We start from the raw sequence: 17,921 nt of genomic DNA on the forward strand, positions 1-17,921 counted from the left end.
CATTATGGCGCAGGATCGGCGCACGGCGCCGAACGCGTCCCGCACCAGCCCTCCGTCCCCCTCCGCGAGAGGCCGCTCGGGTACGCGACACACAGGGGAGGCGTACCGGGGCGGCATCTCGCGGGGAGGGGACGGGCGGGTCAGCGGGCGACCGGCGTGGAGACGGACGACGCGCCGGCGCTGGTGGCCACCGCGTCGAGGACTCGCTGCACGTCGAGGGCGTCGGCGAAGGTGGGCGTGACCGCCGTGCCGCCGGCGATCGCCTCGACGAGGTCGACGACCTGGTGCGTGAAGAGGTGCTCGTAGCCGATGCCGTGCCCGGTCGGCCACCAGGCGGACATGTACGGGTGCGCCGGCTCGGTGACCTGGATGCGCCGGAAGCCCTGCGCCTCCTCGGGGTCGCGGGCGTCGTAGTACTCGAGCTCGTTCATCCGCTCGAAGTCGAACGCGATCGAGCCGAGCTCGCCGTTCACCTCGATCCGGTTGGCGTTGCGGCGGCCGGTCGCGACGCGGGTCGCCTCGAAGACGCCCAGGGCGCCGCCCTCGAAGGAGGCGGTGAAGGCCGCGGCGTCGTCGACGGTCACGGCGCCGCGCGGGGCGTCGGCACCGGCACGGCCGCCGAGGCCGACCTGCTCGCTGAGCACGGGGCGCTCGGTGGTGAAGGTGCGCAGCGTCGCCGAGACCGAAGTGATGCCGCGGCCGGTCAGCCACTGGGCGGTGTCGATGCTGTGCGCGCCGATGTCGCCGAGGGCGCCCGAGCCGGCGCGCTCCTTCTGCAGGCGCCAGGTCAGCGGCGCCTCGGAGTCGGACAGCCAGTCCTGCAGGTACTGGGCGCGCACGTGCCGGATGTCGCCGAGGCGGCCCTCCTCGATGAAGCGCTTCGCGAGGGCGAGGGCCGGGGTGCGGCGGTAGCTGAAGCCGCACATCGCCACCTTCCCGGAAGCGGCGGCCGCGGCGACCATCCGCTCCGCCTCCTCGACGGAGTTGGCGAGGGGCTTCTCGCACAGCACGTGCTTGCCGGCCTCGAGGGCCGCGATGGCGATCTCGGCGTGGGTGTCGCCCGGGGTGCAGATGTCGACGAGGTCGATGTCGTCGCGGGCGATGACGGCCCGCCAGTCGGTGGAGGCCTCGCTCCAGCCCAGCCGCTCGGCGCGCTCGGCGGTCGAGTCGGGGTTGCTCCCCACGAGCACGGCGAGCTCGGGGCGGAGGGGGAGGGGGAAGAAGCGGGAGGCGGTGCGCCAGGCGTGCGAGTGGGTGCGGCCCATGAAGGCGGTCCCCACCATCGCGACGCGCAGGGCTCGGTCGTTCGACATCGTCGTCCTTTCGTCGGCCGTACGACCCTGCCACGGGTCGGGGCGCGGGCGCTACCGCGCTCGGCGAGGCCGCCCCCGGGGCGACGCGCCCGGGCTGCACCGACATTAGCGCGTTCATAGGGTTCGGAGAGCGCTCTATCCCGGACGGAATGTCTCAACCGCCGCCGTCAGATGTCGCGTAATCCCGCGGATCCCAGCCCTGACGCGGTAGCAGGAAGCCCTCGGGGCGACTGGGCGATCACCCGAACCGCCTTCGAATCGGTTCAGAACTTTTGCTTGACCCGCGACGTAAGTGGAAGTAGCTTCATCCGCATGGTCACCGCAGACCCCCGCAGCACTGCTGCACAGCCTCTTCCCCGCACCTCCGACGAGTCTCAGCAGCTGCTTCTGCAGATGCGCGGCATCGTGAAGGTCTTCCCCGGCGCCCGTGCTCTCGACGGCGTCGACCTCGATGTCCGACCCGGTGAGGTGCACTGCCTCCTCGGCCAGAACGGCGCCGGCAAGTCCACCCTCATCAAGACCCTCGCCGGGGCCCACCAGCCCACCGAGGGCGAGATCCTCGTCGACGGGAACGTCGTCACGATCCCGTCCCCGACGGCGGCCCTCGCCCTGGGCATCGCGACGATGTACCAGGAGCTCGACGTCGTCGACGGCCTCTCCGTCGCCGAGAACATCTTCCTCGGCCACGAGCTCTCCCGCGGTGGCTTCACCGCCCGGGCGAAGGCCACGAGGATCACCCGCGAGCTGATGGAGCGCCTCGGCCACTCCGAGATCTCGCCGAACCGCGAGGTCGGCACGCTCTCCGCCGCCGGCAAGCAGATCGTGCAGATGGCCCGCGCCCTCTCGCACGACGCGCGGGTCATCATCATGGACGAGCCCTCCGCGGTGCTCGACTCCGAGGAGGTGGAGAACCTCTTCCACGTGGTGCGCCAGCTCACCGCCTCCGGCGTCGCGATCGTCTACATCTCGCACCGCCTCGACGAGATCCGCGCCATCGGCGACCGGATCACCGTGATCAAGGACGGCGCCACCGTCGCGCAGAACCTCGCGGTCGCCGACACCCCCACCTCGAAGCTCATCACCCTGATGACCGGCCGCGCCGTCGAGTACGTCTTCCCGGACCGCCAGGAGCTCGACGTCGAGGCCGAGACGCTGCTGAAGGTCGAGAAGCTGGGCCTGCAGGGCTCCTTCTCGGACGTCTCCCTCGAGATCCGCGCCGGCGAGGTCGTCGGCCTCGCGGGGCTGGTCGGCTCCGGCCGCTCCGAGATCCTCGAGACCATCTACGGGGCGCGCCGCGCCAGCACCGGGACGGTCAGCGTGGCGGGCAAGCGCCTGCGCGCCGGATCCGTCACCTCGGCGGTCGACGCCGGCATCGGCCTCTGCCCGGAGGAGCGCAAGAGCCAGGGCCTGCTCCTGGACGAGCCGGTCTACCGCAACATCACCCTCTCGACCTTCGACCGCTTCGCCAAGCGCGGCTTCCTCGACGAGCGCTCCGAGCGCGCGGCGGCGGCCGAGCAGGCGGTCTCCCTCGACCTGCGGCCCTCCGGGGTCGACCGCGACGCCCGCACCCTCTCCGGAGGCAACCAGCAGAAGGCGCTCCTCGCCCGCTGGCTCGTGCGCGGCTGCCGCGTCCTGCTGCTCGACGAGCCGACCCGCGGGGTCGACGTCGGCGCACGGGCCGAGATCTACACCCTGATCAGGGACCTCGCGACCAACGGCGCCGCCGTGCTCGTGGTCTCCAGCGAGATCGGCGAGGTCCTCGGACTCTCCGACCGAGTGCTCGTGATCTCCGACGGCGCCGTGGTCCACGAGGGCCCGGCCGATTCGATCGACGAGCACCGCGTGCTCGATCTCGTCATGGAAGGAAGTGCAGCGTGAGCGGACAGCTCGACACCGCGTCGCCGTCGATCGGCGGTCCGCAGGAGGACGCCGCCCGTCACGCGTCGGCCGCGACGGGAGGCTCCTCCGGGGGCGTGCCCTCGAAGGACTCCCGCTCCGGGATGGCCCGCCTCATGCAGGGCTCCCTCGGCCGCAACGTCGGGCTGCTGCTCGCGCTGGTGATCCTCTGCATCGTCGGATTCGCCACCGCGGGGGAGCGCTTCGCCAGCGTCGACAACGTGCTCACGATCCTCCGCCTCGCCGCCGTCATCGGCGTGCTGAGCATCGGCATGACCTTCGTCATCACCTCCGGCGGCATCGACCTCTCGGTCGGCTCCGTGATGGGGCTCGCGACGGTCTGGGCGAGCACGGTCTCGACCCAGTACTACGCGGCCAACTCCTCCTGGCTGGTGATCGTGCTCACCGCGGTCGTCGTCGGCCTCGTCTGCGGCCTGATCAACGGCGCGCTGATCGCCTACGGCCGGGTCGTCGCCTTCATGGCGACCCTGGCGATGCTCGTCGCCGCCCGCGGCTTCGCCGAGCTGATCTCGAACCGCCAGACGCAGGTCGTCACGGTCACGCCGTTCCTCGACTTCTTCCGCGCCGACGTGCTCGGCATCCCGGTGCTCGTGCTGATCTTCGTGGTCGTCGCCGTCGCCGGCTGGATCCTGCTCAACCGCACCACCTTCGGCCGCCGCACCATCGCGGTCGGCGGCAACCCCGAGGCGGCCCGCCTCGCCGGCATCAAGGTCCGCCGCCACACCATGTACGTCTACGGCCTCGCCGGGCTCACCGCCGGCATCGCCGCCGTCATGATGCTCGCCCGCACCACCGCCGGCAGCTCGACCAACGGCCTCCTCTACGAGCTCGACGCCATCGCGGCGGTCGTCGTCGGAGGCACGCTGCTGGCCGGCGGCCGCGGCACCATCGTCGGCACCGTGTTCGGCGTCCTCATCTTCACGACCCTGACCAACGTGTTCACGCAGAACAACATGTCGACCTCGACTCAGGCCGTCGCGAAGGGCGCGATCATCGTCGCCGCCGTCCTGCTGCAGCAGCGGTTCGCCGCCCGCGGCAGGAAGTCCTGACCCCGGGGCTCCGGCCCCGCTCCTCCACACACAGCAACCCACCCGACCACTCAGGTCACCTCTCCGCAGGACACGTGTGCCCTCGGACCCCTCGGATCGATCGAAGGAGATCACTTCCATGCCCGCACGCCCCTTCACCCGCAGCCGCCTCTCCCGCACCGCCCGACTCGGCTCGGCCGGCGTCGCCTTCGGCGCCGTCGCGCTGATGCTCACCGGCTGCATCTCGAACGCCCCGGTCGAGACCGGCAACGCCGCCTCCGGCGGGACCGCCGCCGCCGTGGCCGCCTCGGACAACGACGCCTCCGGCGACAACGTCGTCATCGGCTTCACCGCTCCCGCCGCCGACCACGGCTGGATGGGCGCGGTCAGCCGCGCCGCCATCGCCGAGGCCGAGAAGTACGACGACGTGGAGCTCCGTACCGCGGAGGGCACCAACGACGTCAACCTCCAGATCAGCCAGGTCGAGACCTTCATCAACGACGGCGTCGACGCGATCGTGCTCCTGCCGATCGACGGAGCGGCGCTCACGCAGGTCGCCACCCAGGCGATGGAGGCGGGCATCACCGTCATCAACGTGGACCGCGAGTTCTCCAGCCCCTTCGCCGCCCGGTCGACCATCCTCGGCGACAACTACGGCATGGGCGTCAGCGCCGGCACCTACATCTGCGAGGAGCTCGGCGACAACCCCGACGCCGTCGTCGCCGAGATCGCCGGCATCGACTCCCTCCCGCTGACCCAGGAGCGCAGCCAGGGCTTCTCGGACGCGCTCGAGGGCTGCGGACTCGACGTGGACAACCGCGTCGCCGCCGACTTCACCGTCCAGGGCGGAGAGCAGGCCGCGGCCAACCTCCTCCAGGCCGCGCCGAAGATCGACGCCATCTGGAACCACGACGACGACCAGGGCGTCGGCGTCCTCGCGGCGATCGACACCGCCGGACGCGACGAGTTCCTCTTCGTCGGCGGCGCCGGCTCGGCCAACGTGATGCGCGCGATCGAGGCCGACGACTCCGTCGTCAAGGCCACGGTCGTCTACCCCTCGACCCAGGCCGCGGACGGCATCAAGCTCGCCCGCCTCGTCGAGCAGAACAAGTCGATGGCCGACACCAGCTCGCTCGGCGTCCCGCGCCAGATCCAGCTCTTCGCGCCGGTCGTCACCAAGGACAACGTCTCCGAGTACCTGCCCTCGGCCTTCGAGTCCTGATCGGCCCCACCAGCCCGGGTCGGCGCGGGAACCATCCCGCGCCGACCCCCACCTCGGCGCCGCCCCGGGATCACTGACGACCCGCAGCGCAGCGCCACCGGCATCCGCGAGAGGAGGAGGAGTGCAAGACACCGGCCCCAGGGCCGGACAGGAGGAGACCGGATCCGCTCAGTCGTGCGGACAGCGACGGACCCGGCCTCTGCGATGAACACCTCATTGAAGGAATCACATCACGCATGAATGGTAAGCGATCCTCGAGAAGAAGCATCAGGCGTCTTCTCGCACTCGGCATCGCCGGGATGGTGACGGTCTCCGGACTCACCGCCCTCGGCCTGCCCGCCTCGGCCCACGACGGAGTGGACCACGGTTCCGAGGGCGGAGCATCCGCTCTCGACTGGAGCAACTACGAGAAGGTCCTGCTGACGAAGAACGTCGGCGAGCCCCTCGACCTGGCCGTCCTCCCGGACAAGTCGGTCCTCCACACCGCTCGGAACGGCGAGATCCGCCACACCGACCCCAAGACCGGCACCACCCGTGTCGTCAACACGATCCCCGTGTACCAGAACTCGGAGGACGGACTGCAGTCCGTCGGCATCGACCCCGACTTCGCCGAGAACAAGTGGGTCTACCTCGTCTACGCGCCCCCCGGGAACACCCCGACCGGCGCGGCCCCGAACATGCTGCCCGAGGGCGCGACCGACAGCTACTGGGACCAGTGGAAGGGCATCAACCGCCTCTCCCGGTTCAAGTGGACCGGCTCGGGCCTCGACCTCGCGAGCGAGCAGAAGATCATCGACATCGAGACCCAGCGCGGGCAGTGCTGCCACGTGGGTGCCGACTTCGACTGGGACGCCGACGGCAACCTGTACCTCTCCACCGGCGACAACACGCCGGCGAGCGCTCCGGGTGCCGCGGGCTTCGCGCCGAACAACGACGCGCCCCGCATGAACCCGGGCTTCGACTCGCGTCGCGGCGCCGGCAACACGAACGACCTCCGCGGCAAGATCCTCCGGATCACCGTGCAGGAGGACGGCTCGTACACGATCCCCGACGGCAACCTCTTCCCGGTGGGAACCGAGAAGACCCGCCCCGAGATCTTCGTGATGGGCGTCCGCAACCCGTTCAAGATCGACGTCGACGCCGAGACGAACACCCTCTCCTGGGGCGACTACGGCCCCGACGCCACGAAGGCCGCTGCGGCCGACGGCGTCCGCGGCCCGATGGGCCTCGTCGAGTGGAACGCGACCGGACTGGACGAGCCGCACAACTCCGGCTGGCCCTACGTCCACGGACCCAACGCGCCGTACAACGAGTGGAACTTCGAGACGTCGACGCCCCGCGGCTTCTTCGACCCGGAGAACCTGAAGAACAACTCGCGCTGGAACACCGGCCTGGTCGACATCCCGGACGCCAAGGCGGCGACCGTCTACTACGGCGACAACCCCGGCGACCAGCCGTTCGACGAGCTCGTCAACTTCGGGACCAGCACCGGCCAGGGCCCCATGGGCGGACCGGTGTACCACTTCGACGCGGACAACACCTCGACGTCGAAGTTCCCGGAGTACTGGGACAAGAAGACCTTCTTCGGCGAGTTCTCGCAGGACTACATCGCGGCGTTCACGCTCGATGAGGACCGCGCGGTCACGCACATCGAGGACTTCCTCCCCAACGCGGCGCTCAGCCAGGCCGCGCAGCCGATCCACGACAACCCGATGGACATGGAGTTCGGCCCCGACGGGTCGATGTACGTGATCGAGTACGGCGACGGATTCTTCCGCGCCAACCCCGACGCGGGCCTGTACCGGATCGACTACGCCGAGGGCAACAAGGCGCCGCAGGCCCGCTTCACCGCGACCCCCCTGTCCGCCTCGCAGACCCCGCTCGAGGTCACGTTCGACGCCAAGGGATCGACCGACCCCGAGGGCGACGCGCTCACCTACGACTGGGACTTCGACGGCGACGGCACCTTCGACGCCACCGGAGTGACCGTCAAGAAGACCTACACCGAGCTCGGACAGTTCACGGCCCGTCTGCGCGTCACCGACGCCAAGGGCAAGTTCAGCCTGACCTCGCGGGTCATCTCGGTCGGCAACCAGGCGCCGCAGATCCAGATCCAGACGCCCGGCAACGGCTCGTTCTTCAGCTGGGGCGACGCGATCCCCTACCAGGTGACCGGCAAGGACGCTGAGGACGGCGACCAGATCGTCAGCAGCCGCGTGGGCTGGACCTACGGCCTCGGCCACGACGAGCATGCCCACCCCGAGGTCACCGGCACCGGTGCCAAGGGAGCGTTCCCGACGTCCAAGGACTCGCCCGAGCACGGCCCCGGCGCGCTGCTGTACGGCACCGTCGTCGTGACCTACACGGACGGCGGCTTCAACGGCCTGCCCCCGGCTGCGGCCGAGGCGACGCTGCGGCTGAACCCGAAGACGCAGGAGGCGGAGCACGCCGCCCGTGAGGGCGTCCTGCCCTACGCGGACACCACCGCCAGCGGCGGCAACGCCGTCAGCGGACTCGGTGCGGGATCCTTCCTGCGCTGGGACCCGGTGAACTTCGCCAACCTGACCGGCGTCGTGGTCCGCGCCACCGGTGAGGGCACCGTCGACCTCCGCTGGAACGCTGCCGACGCAGCGCCCTTCGGAACAGCGACCATCCCCGCGGGAGCCGGCTGGAAGGACGTCCTCGTCCCCTTCGGCACCAACGTCCCCCGCGGCACCGGCTCGCTCTACGTGACCTCGCCCAGCGGCCTGTCGCTCGACTCCCTCACCTTCCAGGGTGTCGGCGCCGGTGACAAGACGGCTCCGACCGTCGCGGCGACCCTCGACCCGGCAGCGCCTGCGGGCGTCGGCGGCGTCTACAACAAGCCCGTGACCCTCGGCCTCACCGCCACGGACAACGGAGCGCTCTCCACCGTCCAGTACTCCGCCGACAACGGCACGACGTGGACCACGGTCCGCGCCGTCAACGGCGCGTACACGGTCCCGTTCACCACGAACGGCGCCCGGACGATCCAGTACCGCGCCACCGACACCGGCGGCAACGTCTCGGCGGTCGGCACGGTGAAGTTCACGATCGACCTGGCCGCGGCGAACGCCCCGACCGCCGCGTCGACCACCACCGTGGCGCTCTCGGCTCCCCGCGTGACCTTCGGGGCACCGGGCGAGGCGACCGTCACGGTCACCGGTCAGGGTGGGAACCCCGGCGGAGAGGTCGTCCTGTACGAGGGCGCCACCGAGCTGGGCCGCGCGACGCTGAAGGACGGCAAGGCGACCTTCGCCCTGCCGAAGACCCTCGGCGCCGGCACCCACACCCTCCGTGCGGCGTACGGCTCGGACGCCACCTTCAAGGCCTCGGAGGGCACCGCCCGCCTGATCGTCTCGAAGGCCGCCTCGGAGCTCACCGCGACCGTCTCGCCCAACCCGGTAAAGCCGGGCGCCAGCGCGCAGGTCACGGTCGACGCGAAGTCCTCGACGGGTGTCGCCGGCACCGGTCAGGTGAGCGTGATGGTGAAGAGGAACCTCTCCACCGTCGCGATGCTCACCGGGACCCTCGACGAGAACGGGCACGTCGTGGTGACGCTCCCGAAGCTCGCGGCGGGCAGCTACAAGCTGACCGTCACCCACACCGCCACGGCGGACACCAACGCCGCGTCGGCGCTGCTGAACCTCACCGTCCAGCAGTAGCCCCCGCGCAGGGGCCGGCCGGCTCGACCGGGCCGGCCGGCCCCCCACCCCCTGCACCATCTGCCATTTCGAAGGAGAAATGATGCACCACCACCACGCATCCATCACGGCCAAGCCGATGAGCCGGCGCTCGCTGATGACGGCCCTGGCCGCATCGACCGTCGCGGTCGGCGTCGGAGCGGGAGCTCTCGCGGCGCCCGCCACGGCCGCCCCCGCGCCCTCGTCCGGATCCACGCGCCTGGTCCCGATCAACCGCATCGGCATCCAGCTCTTCAGCGTCCGCGACAAGGTCTCGTCGCTCGGCTTCCGGGCCGTCTTCGAGGAGCTCGGCCGCATCGGCTACAGCGAGATCGAGTTCGCCGGGTACACCCAGGGCAACGTCGGAGCGATCACCCCGCAGCAGATCCGCCAGCTGCTCGACGACAACGGCCTCCGCGCCGTCGGCTCGCACGTCGGCACCAACCTCCTCCGCTCGGAGCTGGGCAAGCAGATCGAGATCGCGCAGATCCTCGGCACGCCGCACCTCGGCACCGGCAACGCGCCCACCAACGTCAACACCAAGGCGGGCTACCTCGCCGCGGCGGAGGAGTGGAACAAGTGGGGCCAGCAGGTCTCGGCCGCGGGCATGAAGCTCTACCAGCACAACCACGCCGGTGAGTTCGGGTTCGCCACGGACGACCCCAAGACCCGCCTGTACGACCTCTTCTACGACAACACCGACCCGCGTCACGTGTACCTCGAGATGGACGTCTACTGGGCGTACGTCGGCAAGAAGCTCTACCCGGGCTTCGAGCCGCTCGACTACATCAAGCGCAACCCGCGCCGCTACCCGATCCTGCACCTCAAGGACGGCAAGACGAACAACGCCAACACCAACGGCTACGACATCGTCGAGTTCGGCGCGGGCAACCTGCCCTACCAGGCGTTCCTCTCGGAGCTGCGCGACCGCGGCCAGCGCTTCGGCGTCTGGGAGCAGGACACCGCTCCCACGCTGGCGACGCCGCCGAGCACGGGGAACTCCCTCGAGGCCGCTTCCCGCAGCTACTCCGCGATCGCTGCGCTCCGTGGCTGAGCGCACCCCGCGCCGCGCGCGCCGCACCGACAGCACCACCACCAGTACGACGCGCACGAGCGCACCGAGGAGAACCCCCATGAAGTGGAAGACGCCCACGGCGGTCCTCGCGGCCGCCTCCCTCGCGATGGTCGCCGCACCGTCCGCCTTCGCGGCGACGACGGACTGCACCACCGAGCTCGGGAACCAGACGATCACCGGAGACCTCAACGTCGGCGCGGGCCAGACCTGCGTGCTCGGCAACGTGACCGTCACCGGCAACGTCATCGTCGGCGACGACGCCTGGCTGGACGCCACCTCGGCGACCATCGGCGGCGACGTGATCGGCACCGACGCGTACGGCATCTCGATCGACGGCACCAGCGTCGGCGGAGACGTCGTGTCGTTCTCGGACGGCAGCCGCAACGGCTTCCTCTACCTACGCGACCTCACGGTCGGCGGCATGGTCGAGGCCGGCGGGATCGACGTCGAGTTCAGCGACCTCTCGGTCGACGGCTCGGTCAGCACCGACGCGGCGAACTACGTCGACGTCGACCGCACCAGCGTCGGCGGCGACGCCACCTTCGCCGGCAGCGACTTCGGCGTGAACGTGCAGGGCGCCATCGTCGGCGGCTCGCTCGCCGTCACCGGCTCCTCGCGCGGCGTCCTCCTGGGCGCGAACGAGGACGGCTCGGCCTCGGCCCTCGGCAACACGGTGGGCGGGAACCTCACGCTCTCGGGCAACTCCGGCAACGTCCAGCTCGCGGGCTCGACGGTCGGCGGGCGCATCGCGCTCGCCGACAACGCGCCGGCGGTCAACTTCGGCGCGGGCAACACCGCCGCCGGAGTCGACGGCACCTTCACGGGAACGGCGGCGGGCGCTGCGGCGGCCGGCGACCAGGCCGTGGCCGTCATCGTCCCCGAGGCCAACAAGGGCGAGCTGACCTGGACGCTCGAGGGCACCAGCAACCTGGTGAACCTCGGCGTCGCCGAGGAGCAGGGCGACCACTTCGCCGCCTCCGGTGAGCTCGTGCCGGTCCGCGTGACCGACACCCGCCTCAACGGCCCGGCCTGGTCGGTCACCGGCCAGCTGAGCGACTTCCGCTCCGGCGAGAAGACGTTCTCGGGCAAGCACCTCGGCTGGACCCCCGAGGTCCTGGAGAACACGGGCGGTGCCGTCGCCGGCGCAGCCGTCCCCTCCGGGTTCGACTCGGGCAACGGCCTCGCCACGCCCCGCGTCCTCGGCTCCGCCGCGGCGCAGCACCCGACCGGATCCTCGGTCCTGGGCGCCGACCTCGACCTGAAGCTCCCGCTCTCGGTCGGAACCGGCACCTACACCGCGACGCTGACGCTCACCGCGCTCGGCTAGCACCGGTGGGGCGGCCTCCGGGCCGCCCCACCCTCCCCCCGTCTCCCCGCGAGACGCCACTCCGGTCCGCCCCGCTCGGCGTGCCGCGCACCGGAGCGGCGTCCCGCGGGGAGGCATCCCCCCTTGCAACGGAAGCCTGATCGATGTCGCTCATGCCACGCACCTCCCGCACCACCGCCGCCCTGCTGCTGATGACGCTCCTCGCAGCCGGCGGCCTCTCGGCTCAGGCGGGTGCCCAGGAGGCGGACCCCGCCTCCACGCCGGTCACCTGGGGGGTGCGCCCCGCCGACACCGAGCAGGGCAGCGAGCGGCCGAACTACGCGTACGCCCTCGATCCCGGCGGACGCCTCAGCGACGCCCTGATCGTCTCCAACTACGACGACGAGGAGCAGACGTTCCGCGTCTACGGCTCCGACGGCTTCATCACTGAGGCCGGCCAGCTCGACCTGCTCCCCGCCGCGGAGCCCTCGACGCAGCTGGGCAGCTGGATCGCGTTCCCCGAGCCCGAGGTCACCGTGCCCGCCGGCGAGAGCGTGCAGGTCCCGTTCGAGGTCGTCGTCCCCGACGACGTGACCCCGGGCGACTACGCCGCGGGCGTCGTCTCCTCGATCCTGGTGCAGGGCGAGACCGGAGTCTCGGTCGACCGGCGCCTGGGCTCGCGGATGTACCTCCGCGTCGGCGGCGAGCTCGCCCCGCGCCTGTCGATCGACGGCCTCGCCGTCTCGTACCAGGGCGGCTGGAACCCCTTCGCCCCCGGCTCCGCGACCGTCGACTACACCGTGACCAACGCGGGCAACACCCGTATCGCGCCGGGCGCCGAGATCAGCGTCGCCGGCCTCTTCGGCCTCGCGCCGGTGTCCGCGACCGACCCGGAGCCGCTGCCCGAGCTCCTGCCCGGCACCTCGGTCTCGCGCACCGTGACCGTCGCCGGAGTCTGGCCGCTCTTCGTCGCGACCGCCCGCGCCGCGCTCTCGGGCACCGTCGTCACCGCCGACCAGGCCGCGCAGGCCGACTCCGCCGTCGTCGTCCCCGACGTGCCGGTCGCCACCGCCGAGACCTCGGCCGCGGCCGTGCCGTGGAGCGCCGTGCTTCTCCTCGCCCTGCTCATCGGGCTCATCGTGCTGACCGTCGTCCGCCGCCGCCGCCGGGCCGCGGGGGAGCAGGCGCGCATCGACGCCGCCGTCGCCGCCGCTCTCGGCGCCCAGCCGGAGGACGCCGACCGCGCGGAGGTCCGCTCCTGACCGGGTGCGGCCGACGCGGTCCGCGGGGGATCGCGCCGGCGCGGCCCGCCGCCTCCGGCCGCGCGGCCGCCGCTCTAGCGGACCGCCCGCCCCTCGGCGCGCAGCTGCTCGAGGAAGCCGTCCACCACGGCGGGGCTGAGCAGGTGCCCGCGCAGCATCAGCGCGGCACCGCGCACGCCCCCGCTGCCGCCCAGCTCGGCGGTCACCACGTCGAGCCGCTGCGTCGCGAGGGGGAGGGAGCGCTCGTCGATCACCGAGCGCACGGCCGTCAGGATCTCCGGGCTGGCGAGGGCGACCGCGCCGCCCAGCACGATGACGGAGGGGTTCAGCAGGCTCACGCAGGTGGCCAGCACCTCGCCGAGCTGGAGTCCCGCGATCCGCGCCGCCTCGACGGCCTCGGGATCGCGCGCCTTCAGCAGGTCGATCAGCTCGCGCACCGACTGCACGTCGCGGCCCGCCCGGGCGAGCCCGGCGGCCAGAGCGGAGCCGCCCGCGACCGCCTCGAGGTCCCCCTCCTGACCGCCCGCCGCGGCCGGGGCCGTGCGCGGCACCTGGACGTGGCCGAGATCACCGGCGGAGCCGAGGGCTCCGCGCTGGAGCAGCCCGGACGAGACGATGCCCGCGCCGATGCCGGTGCCGACCTTCACGAACATCAGATCGAGGGCGTGCGGGAACCGCGAGGCCCGCTCGCCGAGCGCCAGCAGGTTCACGTCGTTGTCGACGAGCACCGTGGTGTCGTATCGCCGGCGCACGAAGGCGGGGATGTCGAAGCCGTCCCAGCCGGGCATGATCGGCGGGCGCACCGGGCGGCCGCTCGCGTGCTCCACCGGGCCGGGCACGCCGACCCCGATTCCCGCGAGGGCGGAGCGGTCGACGCCGGCCGCGGCGAGGATCCCGTCGCTGACGTCGAGCGCGTGCCCGAGCACCGCCACGGGGCCCTGCGCGATGTCGAGCTCCTCGCGGCGCTCGGCGATGATGCGGCCGTCGAAGTCGGTCAGCGCGATGGTCGAGTGCGCCGCGCCCAGGTCGATGGCCAGGAGCGAGCGGACGGCCGGATCGAAGACGAGGCGCGCGGACGGGCGGCCGCCGGTCGACGGAGCGCGGTCGAGGTGCGCGATCAGTCCGAGCTCGAAGAACTGCTCCAGGCGCGTCATCACCGCGGTCCGCGCGAGGCCCGTCTCCTCGACCAGCTCGGCGCGGGTGCGCGGTCGACCGTCGGCGAACAGCCTCAGCATGTCGCCGGTCGCGGTACCGGCGCGCTCGGCCACGCTCAGCTCCTTCTCTCGGCCCGGAGGACGGGTTCGGGGGACAGCACACCTGAGGAAACCAGTCGACGCACGGTCGCGCAATCTCGGCGGGCCCTGCGTGCGGGTCCTGCGCAACACGGCCGGCCGGAGGCGCGACGCGCGCCCGGCCGAGGCCCCTCCCCACTCCGATCGCCCGGGTGCGCCCCGACGATCGCCGCTCAGCCAGCCCTTCCAGACAGGAGAGAACGATGACCTCGTCCGACACCACCACCACAGGCGCCCCCCGATCGAGCGGGCGCATCGGCCTCTGGCTGATCGGGGCCCGGGGCAGCGTCGCCACCACGGCCGCCGTGGGCCTGCACGCCATCGCCGCCGGAGCCGCGCCCAGCTCGGGGTGCGCCACCGCGACCCCCGCCTTCGAGGACGTCCCGCTCGCCGGGTTCGCCGACATCGTGATCGGCGGCCACGACGTCTCGCCGACCCCGCTGCTCGAGAAGGCCACGGGCCTCGCGGCCGGCGGCATGTTCCCGACCTCGGTCGTCGCCGAGGTGGCCGACCGGATCGACGCGACCGACGCCGAGATCCGCCTCGCCCCCGCCGACGCCGCGTCGCAGCAGGAGGAGATCGACCGCCGGGCCGCCGACATCGTCGCCTTCCGCGAGCGCCACGGCCTCGCCCGGGTCGTCGTGATCGACGTCGCCTCGACCGAGGTGCTGCCGGCCGACCGTCCCGAGTTCCACGACCTCACTGCTCTGCGCGCCGCCCTGGCGCGTCCGGGCGAGCGCCTCCTGCCGCCGAGCTCGATCGCCGCCCTCTCGGCCGTCGTCGCGGGCGCGGCCTACGCCTGCTTCACTCCCTCGACCGCGCTGGCTCTGCCGGCTCTGGAGCAGTGGGCCGCCGAGGCCGGGATCCCGATCGCCGGCCAGGACGGCAAGACGGGGGAGACCCTGCTCCGCAGCGTGCTCGCGCCGATGTTCACGGCGCGCGGGATGCGCGTGCTCTCGTGGGCGGGGGCGAACCTCCTCGGCGGCGGCGACGGGCAGACCCTCGCCGACCCGGAGGCGGTGCGCTCGAAGCTCGTCTCGAAGAACCGCGGACTCCGCAGCCTCCTCGGCGACGACGTCGTCACTCCGCTCCACATCGACAACGTCCCGGACCTCGGCGACGTCAAGACCGCCTGGGACCACGTGCACGCCGAGGGCTTCCTCGGCTCGCGGATCACGGTGCAGACGATCTGGTCGGCGTACGACTCGGCCCTCGCGGCGCCGCTGATCCTCGACCTCGCCCGCCTGCTGGCGCTCGCGGACGAGGCCGGCGTCTCGGGCCCGGTCGGCGAGCTCGGCTTCTTCTTCAAGGACCCGTGGGGCAGCGACGTGCACGGCTTCGCCGAGCAGACCGCGGAGCTGGTGGCCTGGTCCGCCCGCACCGGCGCGCTCGTCGCCGAGCGCCGCACCCCGGTGACGAGCGGGACGCGGAGCGATGGCTGAGCTGCGCGACTACCTCGAGCTCGTCCGCGTGAAGGCCGCGCTGACCGTGATCGGCGACACCGTCGCGGGCGGAGCGTGGGCGGGCCGCGGAGTGGGAGCGCGCACGGTCGCGCTCCCGCTGTCCTCGGCGCTGCTCTACTCGGCGGGCATGGCGCTCAACGACTACGCGGACGCCGAGCTCGACGCCCGGGAGCGGCCGGAGCGGCCGATCCCCTCGGGGCGCATCCGGCGTTCGGCGGCACTGGGCACGGCGGCCGCGCTGACCGCGGCGGGGATCGTCGTGGCGGCCGTCGTGGACGGGCGGCGCTCGCTCGCGCTCTCGCTGCCGCTCGCGGCCGGGATCTGGTCGTACGACCTGCTCGCGAAGCCGACTCCGCTGGGCCCGGTCGTGATGGCGGCCTGCCGCGGTCTCGACGTGCTGCTCGGCGCGGGCGTCGACGGCGTGCGCGCGGCGGCCCCCGCCTCCGCCGCTGTGGCCGCGCACACGCTCGGCGTCACCGTGCTCTCGCGCGGCGAGGTGCACGGCACCACTCCGGTCGCGGCGGGAGCGGTCTCGGCCGGCACCGCGGCGATCGCGCTGTCCACCGCGGCCGGTGCTCTGGCCGAGCGCCGGGCCGCCCCCGCCGCGGTCGTCGCCGCGGGCCTCGGCCGCTGGCTCCTGCTCGTGCTCACCGCGCAGCTGCAGTCCGTGCGGACGCCGACGGCCGCGGCCGCGCGGACGGCGACCCGCGCGGGCATCACCGGGATGATCCCGCTGCAGGCCGCGCTCGCCGGTCTGAAGCGTCCCGAGCTGGGGGCGGCGCTGCTCGCGCTCGACGCGCTCGGCTCCCTCCTGCTCCGCCGCCCGCGGACGGCGGACATCACATGAGCGCCACCGGACCCGTCCTCGGCTACGGCACCAACGGCTTCGCCGACCACACCCTCGACGACGCGCTCACGGTGATCCACGCCGCGGGGTACCGCGCCGTCGCGCTCACCCTCGGGCACCCGCACCTCGATCCCTTCGCGGCCGACTGGCGCGAGCGGATGCTGGCGCTCCGGACGCGGCTCGACGAGCTGGGCCTGCGCGTGGTCGTCGAGACGGGCGCGCGGTACCTGCTCGACCCGTTCGCGAAGCACCGCCCCACGCTGGTCGACGAAGAGGCCGGCCCCCGCGTCCGCTTCCTCGAGCGCGCGATCGAGATCGCCGCGCTGCTGGACGCCGACGCCGTCTCCCTCTGGTCGGGGATCGTGCCGGCGGGCGCGGATGCGGCCGCGGCCTGGCGGCTGCTCGTCGAGCGGATGCGCGGCGTCGTCGCGACGGCCGAGCGCCACGGCGTGCGGCTGGCCGTCGAGCCCGAGCCGGGGATGCTGGTGGAGACGGTGGCCGACGCGCTGCTGCTGCGCCGCGAGCTCGGCGACCCGGAGTCGGTCGGGCTGACGGTCGACCTCGGCCACTGCGTCGTGGTGGAGCCGGACGGCGTGGTCGGAGCCCTCCGCAGCGCTGGGGACCTGCTCCTGAACGTGCAGGTCGACGACATGCTCCCGGAGCGGCACGAGCACCTCGAGCTCGGCACCGGATCGCTCGACCTCGCGGCCGCCTTCGCGACCCTCGCCGAGATCGGCTACCGCGGGATCGCCGCCGTCGAGCTGCCCCGGCACTCGCACGACGCGCCCCGCCTGGCCGTGGCGAGCCTCGCGGCGATGGAGGAGGCGCTCGGCGGCGCCTCCTCGCACGCCGAGCACCCGTGGACCGCGGCCGCCCGCGCCGCCGTCCTCGAGCGCCCGACGCGGATCGAGCGCTTCTTCCCCGCCGCGGGCCGCGAGGCCGGACGCGAGCCGCTCCGGCCCGCCGAGGACCCGCACGGCCTCGTCCACGGCACGCACGACGACGCGGCCCGCGCCGCCCTGGTGCAGGCCGCGGCGCAGGCGCTCGGCGACGACGACCTGGCCGCTCTCCTCCTCCGCCTCTACCGCGGCGGGGACGGGGCCGAGCGCCGCGGAGTGCTGGCCGGGCTGAACGCCCTCGGCGACCCGGGACCGGCGACGAGCCTCGCCGGCCTCGAGCTGACCGCCGACGCCCTGCGCGCCAACGACACCCGGCTCGTCGCCGCGGCGATGGGCTCCTTCGCCCGCCGCCACCTCGACGCGCACGCCTGGCGGCACGGGGTGCTCAAGCTCGTCTTCCTCGGCGTCCCGCTCGCGGCGGTCGCCGGGCTGGAGGAGCGCAGCGACGCCGAGCTGCGCGCGATGGCCGGCCGCTTCGCGGACGAGCGCCGCGCGGCCGGGCGCCCGCTCCCGGACGATCTGGCGGTGCTCCTGCCGAGCTGACCGCCCCCGAACGCCGCCCCGACCGCGGGGCACCACCACCGATGAGAAAGGCG

The 17,921-nt window shown here is 72.8% G+C and carries 12 protein-coding genes; 10 read left to right on the plus strand and 2 right to left on the minus strand.

What is annotated here, in order from left to right; translation table 11 throughout:
* Positions 1-140: 140 nt before the first annotated feature.
* The gene (locus tag C5C63_RS12230) at positions 141-1,313 is read right to left on the minus strand and encodes a Gfo/Idh/MocA family protein (protein ID WP_104233530.1); all 1,173 of its coding nucleotides are present in this window, start codon (positions 1,311-1,313) and stop codon (positions 141-143) included.
* A 393-nt stretch (positions 1,314-1,706) separates the two neighbouring features.
* Here C5C63_RS12230 and C5C63_RS12235 point away from each other — a divergent pair, with 393 nt between their 5' ends.
* From C5C63_RS12235 to C5C63_RS12265, 7 genes are all read left to right on the plus strand, one after another.
* Positions 1,707-3,191: a sugar ABC transporter ATP-binding protein gene (locus C5C63_RS12235; protein WP_208543410.1), complete on the plus strand. Its 1,485-nt coding sequence runs from the start codon at positions 1,707-1,709 to the stop codon at positions 3,189-3,191.
* Between the two features lie 122 nt (positions 3,192-3,313).
* Complete coding sequence (locus tag C5C63_RS12240) at positions 3,314-4,279, plus strand: ABC transporter permease (protein ID WP_104326151.1); 966 nt, start codon at positions 3,314-3,316, stop codon at positions 4,277-4,279.
* A 118-nt stretch (positions 4,280-4,397) separates the two neighbouring features.
* Positions 4,398-5,480: a substrate-binding domain-containing protein gene (locus tag C5C63_RS12245; RefSeq protein ID WP_104222461.1), complete on the plus strand. Its 1,083-nt coding sequence runs from the start codon at positions 4,398-4,400 to the stop codon at positions 5,478-5,480.
* A gap of 236 nt (positions 5,481-5,716) precedes the next feature.
* Positions 5,717-9,163, plus strand: a complete 3,447-nt coding sequence (locus C5C63_RS12250; protein ID WP_146078811.1) for a PQQ-dependent sugar dehydrogenase — start codon at positions 5,717-5,719, stop codon at positions 9,161-9,163.
* Between the two features lie 82 nt (positions 9,164-9,245).
* Positions 9,246-10,235 carry a sugar phosphate isomerase/epimerase gene (locus C5C63_RS12255; RefSeq protein ID WP_219813837.1) on the plus strand — a complete coding sequence of 330 codons (990 nt, stop codon included), beginning with the start codon at positions 9,246-9,248 and terminating at the stop codon, positions 10,233-10,235.
* A gap of 79 nt (positions 10,236-10,314) precedes the next feature.
* Positions 10,315-11,583 (plus strand): hypothetical protein, encoded by a 1,269-nt coding sequence (locus tag C5C63_RS12260; RefSeq protein WP_104226600.1) that lies wholly within the window; start codon positions 10,315-10,317, stop codon positions 11,581-11,583.
* Positions 11,584-11,735: 152 nt separating this feature from the next.
* The gene (locus C5C63_RS12265; RefSeq protein WP_146078976.1) at positions 11,736-12,824 is read left to right on the plus strand and encodes a hypothetical protein; all 1,089 of its coding nucleotides are present in this window, start codon (positions 11,736-11,738) and stop codon (positions 12,822-12,824) included.
* Positions 12,825-12,898: 74 nt separating this feature from the next.
* On the opposite strand, the gene C5C63_RS12270 is transcribed toward C5C63_RS12265, so the two are convergent.
* A complete protein-coding gene (locus tag C5C63_RS12270; RefSeq protein ID WP_258065454.1) occupies positions 12,899-14,092 on the minus strand; it encodes an ROK family protein in 1,194 nt (397 codons plus the stop codon).
* A 227-nt stretch (positions 14,093-14,319) separates the two neighbouring features.
* Between C5C63_RS12270 and C5C63_RS12275 the strand changes: the two genes are divergently transcribed.
* Genes C5C63_RS12275 through C5C63_RS17430 form a run of 3 tightly spaced genes read left to right on the plus strand, consistent with a single transcriptional unit; the run spans position 14,320 to position 17,868 of the window.
* On the plus strand, positions 14,320-15,558 hold the full coding sequence (locus tag C5C63_RS12275; RefSeq protein ID WP_104326138.1) for an inositol-3-phosphate synthase: 1,239 nt from the start codon (positions 14,320-14,322) through the stop codon (positions 15,556-15,558).
* Entirely contained in the window at positions 15,551-16,426 is an 876-nt protein-coding gene (locus tag C5C63_RS12280; RefSeq protein ID WP_219815295.1) for an SCO3242 family prenyltransferase, read from the plus strand. The genes C5C63_RS12275 and C5C63_RS12280 overlap by 8 nt, the downstream gene beginning before the upstream one ends.
* Positions 16,423-17,868 carry an EboA domain-containing protein gene (locus tag C5C63_RS17430; protein ID WP_104326139.1) on the plus strand — a complete coding sequence of 482 codons (1,446 nt, stop codon included), beginning with the start codon at positions 16,423-16,425 and terminating at the stop codon, positions 17,866-17,868. Before C5C63_RS12280 ends, C5C63_RS17430 begins: the two co-directional genes overlap by 4 nt.
* Positions 17,869-17,921 lie beyond the last annotated feature (53 nt).

It is taken from the genome of Rathayibacter sp. AY1B8, assembly GCF_002932775.1.
Lineage (GTDB): Bacteria > Actinomycetota > Actinomycetes > Actinomycetales > Microbacteriaceae > Rathayibacter.

Bases quoted from the DNA above. Each gene is read 5' to 3' on its own strand.
- C5C63_RS12230 (WP_104233530.1), bottom strand. From the start codon at position 1,313: ATGTCGAACGACCGAGCCCTGCGCGTCGCGATGGTGGGGACCGCCTTC.
- C5C63_RS12235 (WP_208543410.1), top strand. From the start codon at position 1,707: ATGCGCGGCATCGTGAAGGTCTTCCCCGGCGCCCGTGCTCTCGACGGC.
- C5C63_RS12240 (WP_104326151.1), top strand. From the start codon at position 3,314: ATGGCCCGCCTCATGCAGGGCTCCCTCGGCCGCAACGTCGGGCTGCTG.
- C5C63_RS12245 (WP_104222461.1), top strand. From the start codon at position 4,398: ATGCCCGCACGCCCCTTCACCCGCAGCCGCCTCTCCCGCACCGCCCGA.
- C5C63_RS12250 (WP_146078811.1), top strand. From the start codon at position 5,717: ATGAATGGTAAGCGATCCTCGAGAAGAAGCATCAGGCGTCTTCTCGCA.
- C5C63_RS12255 (WP_219813837.1), top strand. From the start codon at position 9,246: ATGCACCACCACCACGCATCCATCACGGCCAAGCCGATGAGCCGGCGC.
- C5C63_RS12260 (WP_104226600.1), top strand. From the start codon at position 10,315: ATGAAGTGGAAGACGCCCACGGCGGTCCTCGCGGCCGCCTCCCTCGCG.
- C5C63_RS12265 (WP_146078976.1), top strand. From the start codon at position 11,736: ATGCCACGCACCTCCCGCACCACCGCCGCCCTGCTGCTGATGACGCTC.
- C5C63_RS12275 (WP_104326138.1), top strand. From the start codon at position 14,320: ATGACCTCGTCCGACACCACCACCACAGGCGCCCCCCGATCGAGCGGG.
- C5C63_RS12280 (WP_219815295.1), top strand. From the start codon at position 15,551: ATGGCTGAGCTGCGCGACTACCTCGAGCTCGTCCGCGTGAAGGCCGCG.
- C5C63_RS17430 (WP_104326139.1), top strand. From the start codon at position 16,423: ATGAGCGCCACCGGACCCGTCCTCGGCTACGGCACCAACGGCTTCGCC.